Origin of the sequence: Sulfitobacter brevis, from assembly GCF_900112755.1 — a bacterium.
Lineage (GTDB): Bacteria > Pseudomonadota > Alphaproteobacteria > Rhodobacterales > Rhodobacteraceae > Sulfitobacter > Sulfitobacter brevis.
Map to the genome: position 1 here is coordinate 1 of NZ_FOMW01000012.1, position 13910 is coordinate 13910.

Below are 13910 nucleotides of genomic sequence, written 5' to 3' on the forward strand. Positions count from 1 at the left end.
GACGCTTGACGAAGGGTTTGACGTAAGCTGGCGGGATCAGACGCACTTCGTGGCCCAACTTGCCAATCTCACGGCCCCAGAAATGCGCGCCGCCGCACGCTTCCATAGCAACCAAGCATCGCGGAAGTTGGCTGAAAAACGCCAGAACCTGCGTCCGCCGTAACTTCTTGCGCAAAACCGCGTGGCCTGCGCCGTCAGCTCCATGCACTTGGAATACATTCTTCGCCAAATCGAGTCCGACCGTGATAATATCCGACATGACCGCTCTCCTTTTTGTGGATCATTGCAGACCCACCTTGGCACATCGATGCCGCCGGAGGGCGGTTACATCATCAAAGCCAAGTGACGACCAAAAACGTGATAGTCGACGGCACGTCAGCTTTGTTGAAGCAAAAGCAAAACACGAAAGCTTTTTACGTAGTATTTTGATTGATCGCTATGCGGAGTTCTCCGCTTCTCGCAAGATTTCTTTATTCTTCGGTGTCATCATTGCATTAATAGGATACATCTTATTTTTACTTCCGAGTTTCGATCTGATCGTCACTATAATTTACACATATTTCTCTATTGCATGAATCTTGGTACACGTAGCCATCGCCGGTTTACAACGTGTCTTCGTTGATAGTCCTACCGCCCCCCGCTCGGAACGGGCGCGGCTCTTGCGATGCTCTTGTATTCCGAACGCGCAGTCGTCTTTATAGGAAGTCTCCTTAGAAAACCGGACCACACCCCATGACCCCTGCCGCCGCCCAAGCCTTCCTCGACGAGAACTTCGCCCCTTGGGTCCGTGCGCTCGACATCACCGTGACGCAGGTCTCGCCCGAGCGTACCACCCTCACCATCCCGATCACCGATGCGCTCAACCGTACGGGCGGCATCGTTTCGGGCCAGGCGCTGACGGCTTTGGCCGACACCGCGATGGTGCTCGCCATCGGCGGGTATGAAGGCGCGATGTCGCCTGTGGGCACGGTCACGCTCGACACCCAGTTCCTGCGCCCCGCCAGCGGCCACAACATCCGCGCCGAAGCGGAAGTCATGCGCGCAGGCCGCGGCATGGTTTTTACCCGCTGCACCCTGATTGCCGAGCCTTCGGGCAAGACCGTGGCCCTCGCCACCGCAACCTTCGCGCGTTAAGCCTCGCGCAATAACCGCGACGTGATCGGCCCTTGCTCATTTCCCGCTTGATCTGGCCGGAACCAGCGGCCTAACTCATCGCTATGATCCGAGCATTTTTCCTGCTGTTGTTGCTTGCCTCCTGCGGTCGCCCGCTGACGGAGCATGAGCGCGCGTTCCTTGCCACAATTCACGGCGATACGCTGGATATGGATGCGGTGCGCCTGCATGACGGGGCGCCAACACGCTCGGTCACGTTTCAGCGCAAGGTGCGGCCCCGCACCACCTGCCGCGAGCTGATACTGCCGCCGCAGAAGGACGAAACAGTATCCACCAAGCCCGCCGCCATCGCGCTGTTCAACACGATCCTGTTCGATGAAAACTGGTATCTTGATGATTACCTGCCGGATTACCCTGACAAAATCGGGCTCATCGCCTCGATGCTATTTGCCCATGAGCTAACCCATATCTGGCAGTGGCAGAACCGCAAGACCACCGGCTATTCCCCGATCCGCGCCGCATTGGAGCACGGCGGCGGGGCTGATCCTTATCTGTTTGAGATCAACACCTCACGGCGGTTCCTTGATTTCGCCTATGAGCAGCAAGGCTCCATCGTCGAAGAGTTTGTCTGTTGTCGTGCCTTGGCCCCGACAGCGCCGCGCACGCAGCGCCTGCACGGGCTGATCTCGCAGGTTATGCCTGTCGCGCCCCTGACCGAAGCGCGGCAATCCGACGTGCGCCTGCCGTGGGACGGGGTTGAGCTGGAGAGCATCTGTCAGTGACGCCATTCACTAAGTGCAGCGGCTGAAAAACAGCAGGAGGCCCCGATCCGGTCTTGCCGCTGCCCCGCCGCCGCGACATGATCCCGCACATCAGCCCGTGAGGAGAAACCGGATGCACCATTACGCCCTGATCATGTTGATCGCCGGCATCGGAATTCCGGTCCTTGCTGCGCTGAATGCCGCCTTGGGGCGCACCATCGGCTCACCCGCAGCAGCGGCGACAGTATTGTTTGTAATCGCTTTTTTCGCCAGTTTGATCGTCGCGTTGATCACGGGGCCACATGCCTTCGCACGCATGGGGATCGCACCGAAGCACTTGTTTCTGGCCGGACTTCTGGTGGCCTTTTACATCCTGTCGATCACCTTCATCGCCCCGCATTTCGGCATTGGAAATGCCGTATTTTTTGTTCTGCTCGGTCAGCTAATCAGCGCCGCAGCGATAGATCATTGGGGTCTGTTCGGTGCCAATGTCTCGCCACTGGGACTGGCACGTGCGGGCGGTATTACCCTGATGGCGGCGGGCGTCTGGCTGACCCAGCAAGTTTGACGGGTTAGCGCGCCAGCCGGTTGACCAGCTCCCACAGGGCATCAGGCACGTCCACCACTTCAGCCTCGCGCCGGTTTTGTCCAGGCATCCGCGCAGCTTCGTCAAAGCTGGCGGTCACGGCGAGCTGCGCCAGACGGTTGGCGAAATCTGGGGAAACCGACGGATCGATGAGAATGTAATACTGGCCCAGATCATGCGGCGGGCCGTCGGGCGCTTTCAGCGGGTTTACGTCGCGCGATAGCACACTACCGGTCATCCCGGCGGCCAGAAGTTCGGCCATTAGGCCAAAGCCCCAGCCCTTATAGCCTCCCATCGAAACCAGCGAGCCTTCCAACGCGGCTTGCGGGTCCGTGGTCGGGTTGCCCTCTGCGTCCAGCGCCCAGCCTTCGGGAATGCGCTCGCCCGCGGCCTTGGCCATGGTGATTTTGCCTAAAGCGACGGTCGTGGTGGATTGATCAAAGTGCATGGCGATGCCGCCCTTCCCGTCTGCCACGGAAAAGGCAATCGGGTTGGTGCCGATCACGCGGGTCTTGCCGCCGGGGGCTGCGACAATTGGTGATGCATTGGTGAACCCCATGCCGATCAAGCCTGCCGCCGCAATCTGTTCGGTGAAATAACCCAGCGAGGTGCAGGTATGGGCATGTGCCACGGCAAGCGTCGCGATACCGGTCTGGCGTGCCGCCTCCAGCGCCGCAGGAAGCCCGTAGGAAAAGGCAGGTTGGGCAAAACCAAAACCTGCATCCACATGCACCGCCCCCGCCCGCAGCGCCGTCACCACAGGCAAAACCTTACCATTGACCCGCCCGGACAACAGTTGCTGACAATAGCTTTCGACGTAGTATAGACCGCAAATGCGGTTGCCAAAGGCCTCGGCCCGCGCCACGGCGAGCGCTACTTCTGAGGCCTGAAAAGCATCGGCCCCATGCAGCATCAACGCCGATTGGGTGATCCCCGAAATGTCCTTTAGTGTAACGTCAACCACGCCCGCCCTCCGCTTTGGCCCGCCGGATCAGCGGCGAAAGTCAAGTCTGGAAGACCGCAAGCCCCTGCGTCAAGCACAACTGCGTCTAAAGCGGCACCAAAACGCCCGCTTCCATGCGCACCTGACGGTCCATACGGGCAGCCAGTTCGAGGTTATGCGTAGCGATCACCGCCGCCAGCCCTGTGTCACGCACAAGCTCCATCAGCGCGCCAAACACCTGATCCGAAGTGGTGGGATCAAGGTTGCCGGTCGGCTCGTCTGCCAGCAGCAAGCGCGGGCCATTGGCCAAGGCACGGCAGAAGGCGACCCGCTGCTGTTCGCCGCCCGACAAAGCAGCAGGCCGGTGGCCCGCACGCCCAGCAATGCCCACTACAGAGAGCAATTTATGCGCCCGCTCGGCGGCATCCGCTTTGCTGGTGCCATTGGCAAGCTGCGGTAGGATCACATTTTCCGCCGCCGTGAATTCCGGCAGCAAGTGGTGGAATTGATAGATAAAGCCGACATCATTGCGCCGCATCCGCGTACGCTTGCGATCGGATTGCCCAGTCATGTCTGCGCCATCAATCTCGACTGTTCCGCTGTCAGGCGTGTCCAGCAGTCCTGCGATATGCAGCAGCGTGGATTTGCCAGCGCCGGAGGGTGCCACCAGCGCCACCACCTCGCCCGCCGCGACCTCAAAATCAACACCGCGCAGCACCGCGACTTCGTTCACCGCACCGGGATTGTAGGATTTGGTGATGCCGCTCAGGCGCAATACCGGGTTATTCATAACGCAACGCCTCTACGGGGTTCATCCGTGCCGCGCGGCGGGCCGGAAAGATCGTGACGACAAAGGACAACCCGAGCGACAGCGCCACTGCAGAAAGCACATCGTTGAGCTGCAATTTGGCTGGCAAGAAATAGATGCCCCGCACCGAAGCATCCCATGCCGTACCCCCGCTGAGGTAATTTACGAAGGCAAAAACATGGTCGACATATAGCGCAAACAGAACGCCAAAGATGACCCCCAGCGCCGTGCCGATGATACCGGTAAACGCGCCACAAATGAAGAATATCCGCAACACCGAACCTTCGGTCAGCCCCATAGTGCGCAAGATCCCGATGTCGCGGCCCTTGTTTTTCACCAGCATGATCAACCCCGAGACAATGTTCATCGCCGCAATCAACACCAGCACCGACAGGATCACAAACATCACCCGATCCTCGATATCCAGCGCGTTCAGGAAGGAACCGGAGGCATCACGCCAAGTCCAGATCTGGCTGCGATCCCCTGCGGCCTGCATCAAGGCAGGGGCCAGTAGGTCAACGGCTTCGGGTTCCTCGACCATAACTTCGATTTCGTCGACGACGTCTTCTTTGTTAAAAAACGATTGCGCCTCGGCCAGCGGCAGATAGGCGCGGGTGCGGTCGATGTCATAACGCCCTGCCGAGAAAATATAGACAACCTCATAGCCGTTGACGCGCGGGCTGGTGCCAAAGGCGGTTTTCACGCCGTTGGGCGAGATCAGCCGGATAAAATCACCGACTTCGACCCCAAGCGTGCCCGCGACTCCGATGCCGATCGCGATGCCTTCTTCCAAACGGTTAATGTCACCGCTCGCATCCTCGGACGCGGCGATACGCGGGATCGTCTTGAGGTTCTCCAGCGAGATGCCATAAACCTCGACGCCCGCATTCGCCGCCCCTTGGTTGGCCATGACCTGCCCGCGCACCACAGGCGCCGCACGGGTCACACCCGCCACACCTGCAACCGCCTCGGCCATCGCGTCATAGTCGCGGATCGAGCGGTCGATGGTGCCGTTCAGGCTGACCTCGCCCAATTGGAAAATGGTGACATGGGCATTCGCGCCTAAAATCGTATCGACAAACTCGGCCCGAAAGCCTGACCGCACCGCCAGCGTCGCGATCAGGGCAAAGACCGCAAGCGTGATGCCGATCAAACTGATCCAGGTCATTACACTGACGCCGCCCTCGGCACGGCGCGCCCGCAGATACCGCCACGCGATCATCCACTCGAAAGCCGCAAAAGGCATCGTGCGATTTTGTTTGTCTGCCATTTTGGACGGCTCCTGAAAGGGGCGGTGCCCTGCGGTTTAAACGCCGCAGAGGCACCGTATCTTAGCGGCTTTTCAGACCAGCTTGGCGTAAATCTGCGCGATCCGCTCCACTGCCTGCTCGGGCGGCATCTCTTCGCTCTCGCCGGTGCGGCGCGAGGTCAGTTCAACCACACCATTTTTCAGACCACGCGGCCCAACAGTGATGCGCCACGGCAAGCCGATCAGGTCCATCGTGGCGAACTTGCCGCCTGCCCGCTCATTGCGGTCATCATAAAGCGGATCAAGGCCCAGCGCTTTGAGAGAAGCATAAAGCGCTTCACAGGCCGCATCGGCCTCTTCGTCCCCCTGCTTGAGGTTCACGATACCGGCATGGAACGGCGTGACGCCTTCCGGCCAGATGATGCCCTTATCGTCATGACTGGCTTCGATAATCGCGCCCACCAAGCGGCTGACGCCAATACCGTGGCTGCCCATATGCACCGGAACAGGTTTGCCATCCGGCCCCTGTACTTTCGCGCCCATCGGCTCGGAATATTTGGTCCCGAAATAGAAAATCTGGCCAACTTCGATGCCGCGCGCCGTGCGACGGCGATCTTCGGGCACAGCGTCAAAAAGTGCCGCGTCATGGGTTTCGTCGGTGCGGGCATAGCGTGATGTGAACTCCTCCAACACCGCCGCACAGGCCGCATGGTCATTCACGTCAATCTCGCGATCGCCAAAGGTCAGATCGGTGATCTCGCTATCATAGAAAACCTCCGACTCGCCGGTGTCGGCCAGCACAAGGAACTCATGCGTGTCATCGCCGCCAATCGGGCCACTATCCGCCCGCATCGGGATCGCCTGAAGGCCCATCCGCTCATAGGTCCGCAAATAGCTCACCAGATGGCGGTTATAGGCATGCAGCGCGTCTTCTTTGGTCAGGTCAAAGTTATACCCGTCCTTCATCAGGAACTCGCGGCCGCGCATCACGCCGAACCGTGGCCGCACTTCATCGCGGAATTTCCACTGCACGTGGTACAACGTCAGCGGCAGATCCTTGTAGGACCCGACATGGCTGCGGAAAATATCCGTGATTAATTCTTCGTTGGTCGGCCCATAAAGCAAGTCGCGCCCCTGCCGATCCTTGATCCGCAGCATCTCATCGCCATAATCGTCATAGCGCCCGCTTTCGCGCCACAGGTCCGCCGATTGCAAGGTAGGCATCAACATCGGCATATGGCCAACCCGCTGCTGCTCCTGATGCACGATCTCTTCGAGATTGCGCAGCACCTTAAAGCCCAGCGGCAACCACGAATAAATGCCCGCTGCCGATTGTTTGATCATGCCCGCCCGCAGCATCAGCCGGTGGCTGACAATCTGCGCCTCGGCAGGGTTTTCCTTCAAAACGGGCAGAAAATAACGGCTCAGACGCATGGCGGCGCTCCTTGGAACATGATTGCGCCTTGCCTAATTCAAAGCCCCGCCTGACACAATCACCAAGAAAGAGGCTACGCCGCCGCCACCCTCGCGCCCGCCCCCTTTCAGTTGGCCAAATAAACTCCGGGGGTCCGGGGGCAGCGCCCCTGGCCGGTCAGCCCCGCGCGCTCCTCTGGGCAAGCGCTAAGGCGACCTTGGTTGCCACAGCCATATCCTGCACCGAAATCCACTCGAGCGGTCCGTGTATCTCTTGCATGCCGGTAAAGATATTCGGGCACGGCACGCCCATCTCGGTCAGCCGCGATCCATCAGTACCACCACGGATTGGCACGCTCACCGGCTCAATCCCGACCGCGCGCACTGCATCACGCACCAGCTCAACCGGCGTCATGTCCTTCTCCAGCCAATAGCGCATATTGCGGTACTGCGGCACGATCTCGCAGGAAATCTGCGCGCGCGGCTCGGTCAATGCGACAGCATCACAGACCTGACGCAGCAAATTACCCTTCGCCGCCAACCCATCGAGTTCGAAATCACGCAAGATAAGATGGATTTCCACTTTCGAGGAACCACCACTGATCTCGCCCACATGAATAAACCCTTGCGTGCCTTGCGTCGTGTCCGGCGTCAGGGTCGTCTGAGGCAGCATCATCACGACCTTTGCCGCCAAATGCAGCGCGTTGACCATCTTGCCTTTGGCATACCCCGGATGGGCCGACACACCAACGATCCGCACCAATGCCCCATCCGCTGAGAAGGTCTCGAACTCGATCTCGCCGGGCTTGCCTCCATCGAAAGTGTAGGCGAATGCCGCCCCCAGGTCGTCAGGCAACCGCGCATCGACGCCGCGCCCGATCTCCTCGTCCGGGGTAAATGCCAGCCGGATCTTCCCGTGAGGGATGTCAGGATTCTCGATGAGGTGCCGCGCGGCGGTCATCACGATCGCCACGCCAGCTTTGTCGTCACCGCCCAGCAAGGTTGTGCCGCTCGCCGTCACGATGTCATGCCCAACGCAGACCTCCAGATGCGGCGAATTTTCCGGTGACAGTTTTAAATCAGGCGCATCGGCGAAGGTGATGTCACCACCATTATAGCCGCGGTGCACGACGGGTTTCACCCCAGTCGCATTAAACTGCGGCGCCGTATCCACATGCGCCAGCCAGCCCATCACTGGCGCATCTTCGACGGTGGCGGGTACGGTGGCCAATACGGCACCGTAATCGGTCAGCAACACATCCGCCGCCCCCATCGCGGTTAACTCCTCCATCAACATCCGCGACATATTCAACTGGATGTCCGTGCTCGGGGAGGTCGGGCTCGCGGCATCGCTCTGGCTGTCGACGCCCGCATAGCGCACCAAGCGCTCTTCCAGTTCTGTATCAAATTCTGTGCGCATGATGGCCCCTTCCATTTTTCCCAAAGGAAGACCGGCGCCGCGGCACTGTCAAGCGGCGCAAGATGGTGATTGACCACCCGCCTGCATCGGATTGTATGGGAGCCATGACACAACACATCCAAGAACCCGCCCGCAGCACTCCCGTTATCCATGAAACTGGCGTGCTGGTGATCGGCTCCGGCCCCGGGGGGTTGGCCGCTGCCCTTGCCGCCGCACGCGCGGGCGCTGATGTCACCCTGCTTGATCGTTTCGGCTGTTTTGGCGGGAATATTACGGTTGTAGGGGTCGAAGGCTTTGCATGGTACCGCCACGAAGCCACAGTTGAAGCAGGCGGCATCGGCTGGGAGTTTGAGCAACGCGCCAAGGCCATGGGTGCCGCCTCGCCCGAGTCGCAGTCGCTAAGCTATGAACTGGACAGCGAGGGGTTCAAGCTGGTCGCCGACCGCTTGGTGGAGGAAGCGGGCATCCACCCGATGCTGCACCGCCAGTTCGTCGCCCCGATCATGGATGGCCATACCATCAAAGGCGTGATTGTCGAATCGAAAGCAGGCCGCGAGGCAATCTTGGCAAAGATCGTTATCGACGCCACCGGAGACGCCGATGTGGCCCAACGCGCCGGTGCTGCGACGATCAAAACGCCCGTGGAAGAGATGCAGGCGGCATCGGTGATGTTTCATATTGCGGGCGTCGATAAGGCCGCCTTCATGGCGGGCGTCAAAGCCGATCCGCAAACCTATGCCAACTGGTCCACCGGTGAATGGGTGGTAGAGACCGATGGCAAAGAAGACGCCATGTTCTCACCCTTTCTCGCCAAACCGTTTGCCCAGGCGATCCGGGACGGGGTGATGCCCGCCAACCTCAACACCATTGGCGGCACTTGGGGTGCGGTGCATGACAGCGGCGAGATGACCTATATGAACCTCGTGCACCTCGCCGGATGCGATGGCACCGATCCCGATAGCATGACCCGTTTCGAGATCGAAGGCCGCGTGCAAGCGATGCACGCCATCGACGCGCTCAAAACCTATACGCCAGGCTGCGCCACGGCACGGCTAAGCAATTTCGGCATGAGCATCGGCATCCGTGACACCCGCAAGATCGACGCAGTTTATAACATGACCGAAGCGGACGTACGCGGCGAAGCCCGTTTCGACGACAGCATCGGTATCTACCCCGAATTCATCGACGGCTACGGCGTGCTGATCATCCCCACCACAGGACGTTACATGCACATCCCTTACCGCGCGATGTTGCCCAAAGGCGTGCGCAATCTCTTGGTGACGGGCCGCGCCATCGGTGGTGACAAAATCGCCCATGCCGCGACGCGCAACATGGCCTGCTGTGCAGTGGCGGGCCAAGGCGCGGGCGTTGCAGCCGCACTTGCGCTGGCCCAAGGCATTTCGCCCGACCGCGTCGATATCACTGCCGTGCAAGCGGTTTTGCGCGCCCAAAACGTGCGCCTTCACTAGCCAGACGACAGGCAAATCCGTGCGCGCACCCTTGAAACGCCGCGCGACATGCGCAATGTGGAAGCTCATTGCAATCCGGAGCATCCCATGGCCCTGCCGATCCGCGACCAATTAAAGTACTGGGGCATCGCGGCGGCGGTGTTTTTGGTGGCGTTCTGGTTTTTGGGCAATGTGTTGGTGCCGTTTTTGATGGGCGCGGCGATTGCTTATTTCCTTGATCCGGTCGCGGATCGGTTGGAGCGCATCGGACTCAGCCGTACAATGGCGACCGCCGTCATCACCATCATTGCGCTGCTGACCTTTGTGGTGCTGGCGCTGCTTGTTGTGCCGACACTGGTCAACCAGACCACCAGCCTGATCGAAACCGCGCCGAAGCTTACCCGTGATTTCACCGATTTCCTGATCCAGCGCTTTCCATCCCTGCTCGACGAAGGCTCAACCCTGCGCACCTCGCTGACCTCGCTGGGCGCGACCATTCAGGAGCGTGGAGGTCAGGTGTTGAAAACTGCGCTGGCCTCGTTTGCTTCGATCCTCAACATCATTTTGCTTTTCGTGATCGTGCCTGTCGTCTCGGTCTATCTGCTGCTGGATTGGGACCGGATGGTCGCCTCTGTCGATGAATTGCTGCCGCGGGAACACGCGCCGACGATCCGCAGGCTGGCCCGTGAGATCGACAAGACGCTGGCCTCTTTTGTGCGCGGCATGGGGACCGTCTGTCTGGTTTTGGGCACCTATTATGCCATCGCGTTGATGGCGGTCGGGTTGCAGTTCGGTCTGGTGGTTGGCGCTATCGCGGGGCTGGTGACGTTCATACCTTATCTGGGCGCGCTAATTGGCGGTGCGCTGGCAATCGGCTTGGCACTCTTCCAGTTTTGGGGTGATTGGGTATCAATCGGCCTTGTCGCGGGCATCTTCGTGCTTGGTCAGGTCATCGAAGGCAACTTTCTAACGCCAAAGCTGGTCGGCAATTCCGTCGGACTGCACCCTGTCTGGTTGCTGTTGGCCCTATCGGTCTTTGGCACGCTTTTCGGGTTTGTCGGCATGTTGATCGCGGTGCCTGTGGCGGCAGCAATCGGGGTGATTGCCCGCTTTGCTGTCGAGCAATACCAACACAGCCTTCTTTACAAAGGCAGCGACGCGCCGCCCTCGCCACGGCAGGACCTTCCCTGAAATGAACCGCCAACTCGGACTTGACCTGCCCAGCCACACCGCGCTGGAGCGTGATGCATTCTTCATCGCGCCCTCCAACGCTGTGGCCGTGGCGATGATCGACAGTTGGCAGGCTTGGGCCGGTGGCAAACTGGTGCTTACGGGGCCGCATGGGTCGGGCAAAACCCATCTGGTGCACGTCTGGGCCAAGATGTCAGGCGCGCGGATCATCGCCGCGCAAGATCTTGATCTGGCTGCCGTCCCGGCGTTGGCCACCGGCCCCGTTGCGGTCGAGGACGTGCCGCAAATTGCGGGCGACGATGCCGCCGAAACCGCACTATTCCACCTGCACAACCTCGTGCTTGCCGAAGGGCATGCGCTGTTGGTCACCGGCACCGCGCCGGTGCCGCACTGGGGGTTGACCCTACCCGATCTGACCAGCCGTTTGCGCGGCACCACGGCGGCCGCACTTGAGCCGCCGGATGATACGCTGCTCTCTGCGCTGCTGGTCAAACTGCTGGCCGACAGGCAGCTTACGCCCAAGCCCGATCTGGTGCCCTACCTATTGGGCCGGATGGACAGGTCTTTCGCCGCCGCAATCGACATAGTCGAGCGGTTGGATGCGGCAAGCCTTGCCCTGAAACGGCCCGTGACCCGCGCCTTGGCCTCTCAGGTGCTGGACAACGCCCCCTAAGCCGCGTGATACTGGCCTGCGACACCATATTTCCGTCGCAAAATCGTTACAGATTAACGCCATAAGGCCCCCATGACCCATGCCGACTTTCTCGAGGCACCTTTTGTAGATGCCATTGACCTGCCCAATCTGGATATTTCCGGACCGGGCCGCTTTTTCAATCGCGAGCTCAGCTGGCTAAGCTTTAACTGGCGGGTGCTGGAAGAGGCTGAGAACCCCCGTGTGCCTTTGCTGGAGCGGTTGCGGTTCCTGTCAATCTCGGCGGGTAACCTCGATGAATTTTATACAGTTCGTGTCGCAGGCCTGCGAGAATTGGCCCAAGCCGGCAACACCACGCCCGCCGCCGACGGGCTGACCCCTGCCGAACAACTCGTTTTGATCAACGCCAACGCGCGTGACCTGATGCTTAACCAGCAGCGGGTTCTGGTTGACCTGATGGCCGAGATGGACGCCCAAAATATCATGCTCGAACGGATCGCTGATCTGACAGATGATGACCTGGAATACCTTAAGGAAGTGTTTCTCACGCAGGTATTTGCGGTTTTGTCTCCGCTGGCGATCGACCCCGCGCACCCCTTCCCCTTCATTCCCAACACCGGCTACGCATTGGCGCTTCAGCTTGAGCGCGAGCGGGATAAACGCCCCTTGCAGGCCCTGCTACCGATCCCCGCACAGATCGACCGTTTTGTAGCTCTGCCCGCTGACGAAGGCTGCTTGCGCTACCTCCCTCTCGAGGACCTGCTGCTGATCAACATCCCTGGCCTGTTTCCGGGCTATAAGCTGAAAGCGCATTTTGAATTCCGCGTGCTGCGCGACAGCGATCTTGAAGTCGAGGACGAGGCCGAAGATCTGGTGCGCGAATTCGAGGTTGCCCTGAAACGACGCCGTCGCGGCGAGGTCGTTCGGCTGACCCATTCGGCAGGCGCGCCGGAAAAGCTCAAGGCGGTCGTGATGGCCGAGCTGGCCGTGCACGACCGCGATGTCATCGAGATCGATGGCATGATCGGGATCGACGACCTGTCAAAACTGGTGACCGATGCACGGCCCGATCTGCTCTGGCCGCAATTCACCCCGCGCATCCCCGAGCGGGTCAGTGACCACGACGGCGATATGTTCGAGGCGATCCGCCAGAAAGATATGCTGCTGCACCATCCTTATGAGACCTTTGACATGGTTGTGCGGTTTCTGGCGCAAGCCGCGCGTGATCCGCAGGTGGTGGCGATCAAACAGACCCTCTACCGCACATCGCGTGACAGCCCGATTGTCGAGGCGCTTTGCGAAGCAGCCGAGGACGGCAAGTCCGTCACCGCACTGGTAGAGTTGAAAGCCCGCTTTGACGAGGCCGCCAATATCCGCCAGTCGCGCCGATTGGAACGCGCAGGCGCGCATGTGGTCTACGGCTTTATAAACCTGAAAACCCACGCAAAAATCTCAACCGTCGTGCGCCGCGAAGGCAATCAGCTGGTCACCTACACCCATTACGGCACCGGCAATTACCATCCCATTACCGCGCGGATTTATACCGATTTGTCGCTGTTTACATGCGACCAGAAGCTGGGGCGCGACGCCACCAAAGTGTTCAACTTTCTGTCCGGCTATGCCCAGCCCGAAAAGTTGGACAATCTGGCGATTTCGCCGCTTACGCTCAAGCCGAAATTGCTGGCGATGATTGCGGCAGAAGCGGATCATGCTGTGGCCGGAAAACCCGCGGCAATCTGGGCAAAGATGAACTCGATCATCGATTCCGATGTGATTGATGCGCTCTATGCGGCAAGCCAAGCGGGCGTGCAGATCAGCCTTGTGGTGCGCGGCATTTGCGGGCTGCGCCCTGGCGTAAAGGGGCTGTCGGAAAACATCCGCGTTAAATCCATTGTTGGTCGATTTCTGGAGCATTCGCGCATCGTGTGCTTTGGCAACGGTCATGGGTTACCGCACAAAAAAGCACGGGTTTTCATATCCTCGGCTGATTGGATGGGCCGCAACCTGACGCGACGGGTCGAAACTTTGGTGGAAATCGAAAACCCCACCGTAAAGGCGCAGATCACCAGCCAGATTATGGCCGCCAATCTGGCCGATGTGGCGCAGAGCTGGGTGATGGCTCCCGATGGCTCCTTTAGCCGTCCCGCGATCCCCGAAGGCCAGTTTGCCTTCAATTGTCACCGCTTTTTCATGGAAAATCCCTCCCTCTCCGGGCGCGGCTCGGCAGGGGCATCGGACGTGCCCAAGCTGACCCATACCGAAGACTAAACCCCGCGCTTAGGCCCGTTAGACATTGACCTCACAGGCTGCCTGCCCCACTTTACCC

At 59.9% G+C, this 13910-nt stretch carries 12 protein-coding genes and 1 pseudogene; 7 read left to right on the forward strand and 6 right to left on the reverse strand.

The annotated features are described in order from the left end of the window. Positions 1 to 259 (reverse strand): annotated as a pseudogene (locus BM174_RS15710) (IS110 family transposase); the annotation flags it as partial. Between the two features lie 473 nt (positions 260 to 732). Between BM174_RS15710 and BM174_RS15715 the strand changes: the two are divergent. From BM174_RS15715 to BM174_RS15725, 3 genes are all read left to right on the forward strand, one after another. Further along, the gene (locus BM174_RS15715; protein WP_093924816.1) at positions 733 to 1134 is read left to right on the forward strand and encodes a PaaI family thioesterase; all 402 of its coding nucleotides are present in this window, start codon (positions 733 to 735) and stop codon (positions 1132 to 1134) included. Positions 1135 to 1217: 83 nt separating this feature from the next. After that, positions 1218 to 1895, forward strand: a complete 678-nt coding sequence (locus BM174_RS15720; RefSeq protein ID WP_093924817.1) for a hypothetical protein — start codon at positions 1218 to 1220, stop codon at positions 1893 to 1895. Between the two features lie 112 nt (positions 1896 to 2007). Continuing rightward, on the forward strand, positions 2008 to 2442 hold the full coding sequence (locus tag BM174_RS15725) for a DMT family transporter (protein WP_093924818.1): 435 nt from the start codon (positions 2008 to 2010) through the stop codon (positions 2440 to 2442). A gap of 4 nt (positions 2443 to 2446) precedes the next feature. Here the strand turns inward: BM174_RS15725 and BM174_RS15730 are convergent, their stop codons facing one another. The 5 genes from BM174_RS15730 to pepT all read right to left on the reverse strand — a co-directional run bounded on the left by BM174_RS15730 (position 2447) and on the right by pepT (position 8293). Continuing rightward, positions 2447 to 3424, reverse strand: a complete 978-nt coding sequence (locus BM174_RS15730; RefSeq protein WP_093924819.1) for an Ldh family oxidoreductase — start codon at positions 3422 to 3424, stop codon at positions 2447 to 2449. 85 nt (positions 3425 to 3509) lie between these two features. Further along, positions 3510 to 4193, reverse strand: coding sequence for an ABC transporter ATP-binding protein (locus tag BM174_RS15735; protein ID WP_093924820.1), 684 nt, complete (start codon positions 4191 to 4193; stop codon positions 3510 to 3512). Continuing rightward, positions 4186 to 5481 carry a lipoprotein-releasing ABC transporter permease subunit gene (locus tag BM174_RS15740; protein WP_177209501.1) on the reverse strand — a complete coding sequence of 432 codons (1296 nt, stop codon included), beginning with the start codon at positions 5479 to 5481 and terminating at the stop codon, positions 4186 to 4188. Before BM174_RS15740 ends, BM174_RS15735 begins: the two co-directional genes overlap by 8 nt. A gap of 72 nt (positions 5482 to 5553) precedes the next feature. After that, positions 5554 to 6894 (reverse strand): proline--tRNA ligase, encoded by a 1341-nt coding sequence (gene proS, locus BM174_RS15745; protein ID WP_093924821.1) that lies wholly within the window; start codon positions 6892 to 6894, stop codon positions 5554 to 5556. A 157-nt stretch (positions 6895 to 7051) separates the two neighbouring features. Beyond that, on the reverse strand, positions 7052 to 8293 hold the full coding sequence (pepT, locus tag BM174_RS15750) for a peptidase T (RefSeq protein ID WP_093924822.1): 1242 nt from the start codon (positions 8291 to 8293) through the stop codon (positions 7052 to 7054). A 104-nt stretch (positions 8294 to 8397) separates the two neighbouring features. On the opposite strand from pepT, the gene BM174_RS15755 reads away from it, so the two are divergent. The 4 genes from BM174_RS15755 (at position 8398) to BM174_RS15770 (ending at position 13852) form a co-directional block, all read left to right on the forward strand. Further along, positions 8398 to 9762, forward strand: a complete 1365-nt coding sequence (locus tag BM174_RS15755) for an FAD-dependent oxidoreductase (protein WP_093924888.1) — start codon at positions 8398 to 8400, stop codon at positions 9760 to 9762. Between the two features lie 87 nt (positions 9763 to 9849). After that, positions 9850 to 10932 carry an AI-2E family transporter gene (locus tag BM174_RS15760; RefSeq protein ID WP_093924823.1) on the forward strand — a complete coding sequence of 361 codons (1083 nt, stop codon included), beginning with the start codon at positions 9850 to 9852 and terminating at the stop codon, positions 10930 to 10932. Between the two features lies 1 nt (position 10933). After that, complete coding sequence (locus BM174_RS15765; RefSeq protein ID WP_093924824.1) at positions 10934 to 11605, forward strand: HdaA/DnaA family protein; 672 nt, start codon at positions 10934 to 10936, stop codon at positions 11603 to 11605. Positions 11606 to 11677: 72 nt separating this feature from the next. Beyond that, on the forward strand, positions 11678 to 13852 hold the full coding sequence (locus BM174_RS15770; protein WP_093924825.1) for an RNA degradosome polyphosphate kinase: 2175 nt from the start codon (positions 11678 to 11680) through the stop codon (positions 13850 to 13852). Positions 13853 to 13910: the final 58 nt, after the last annotated feature.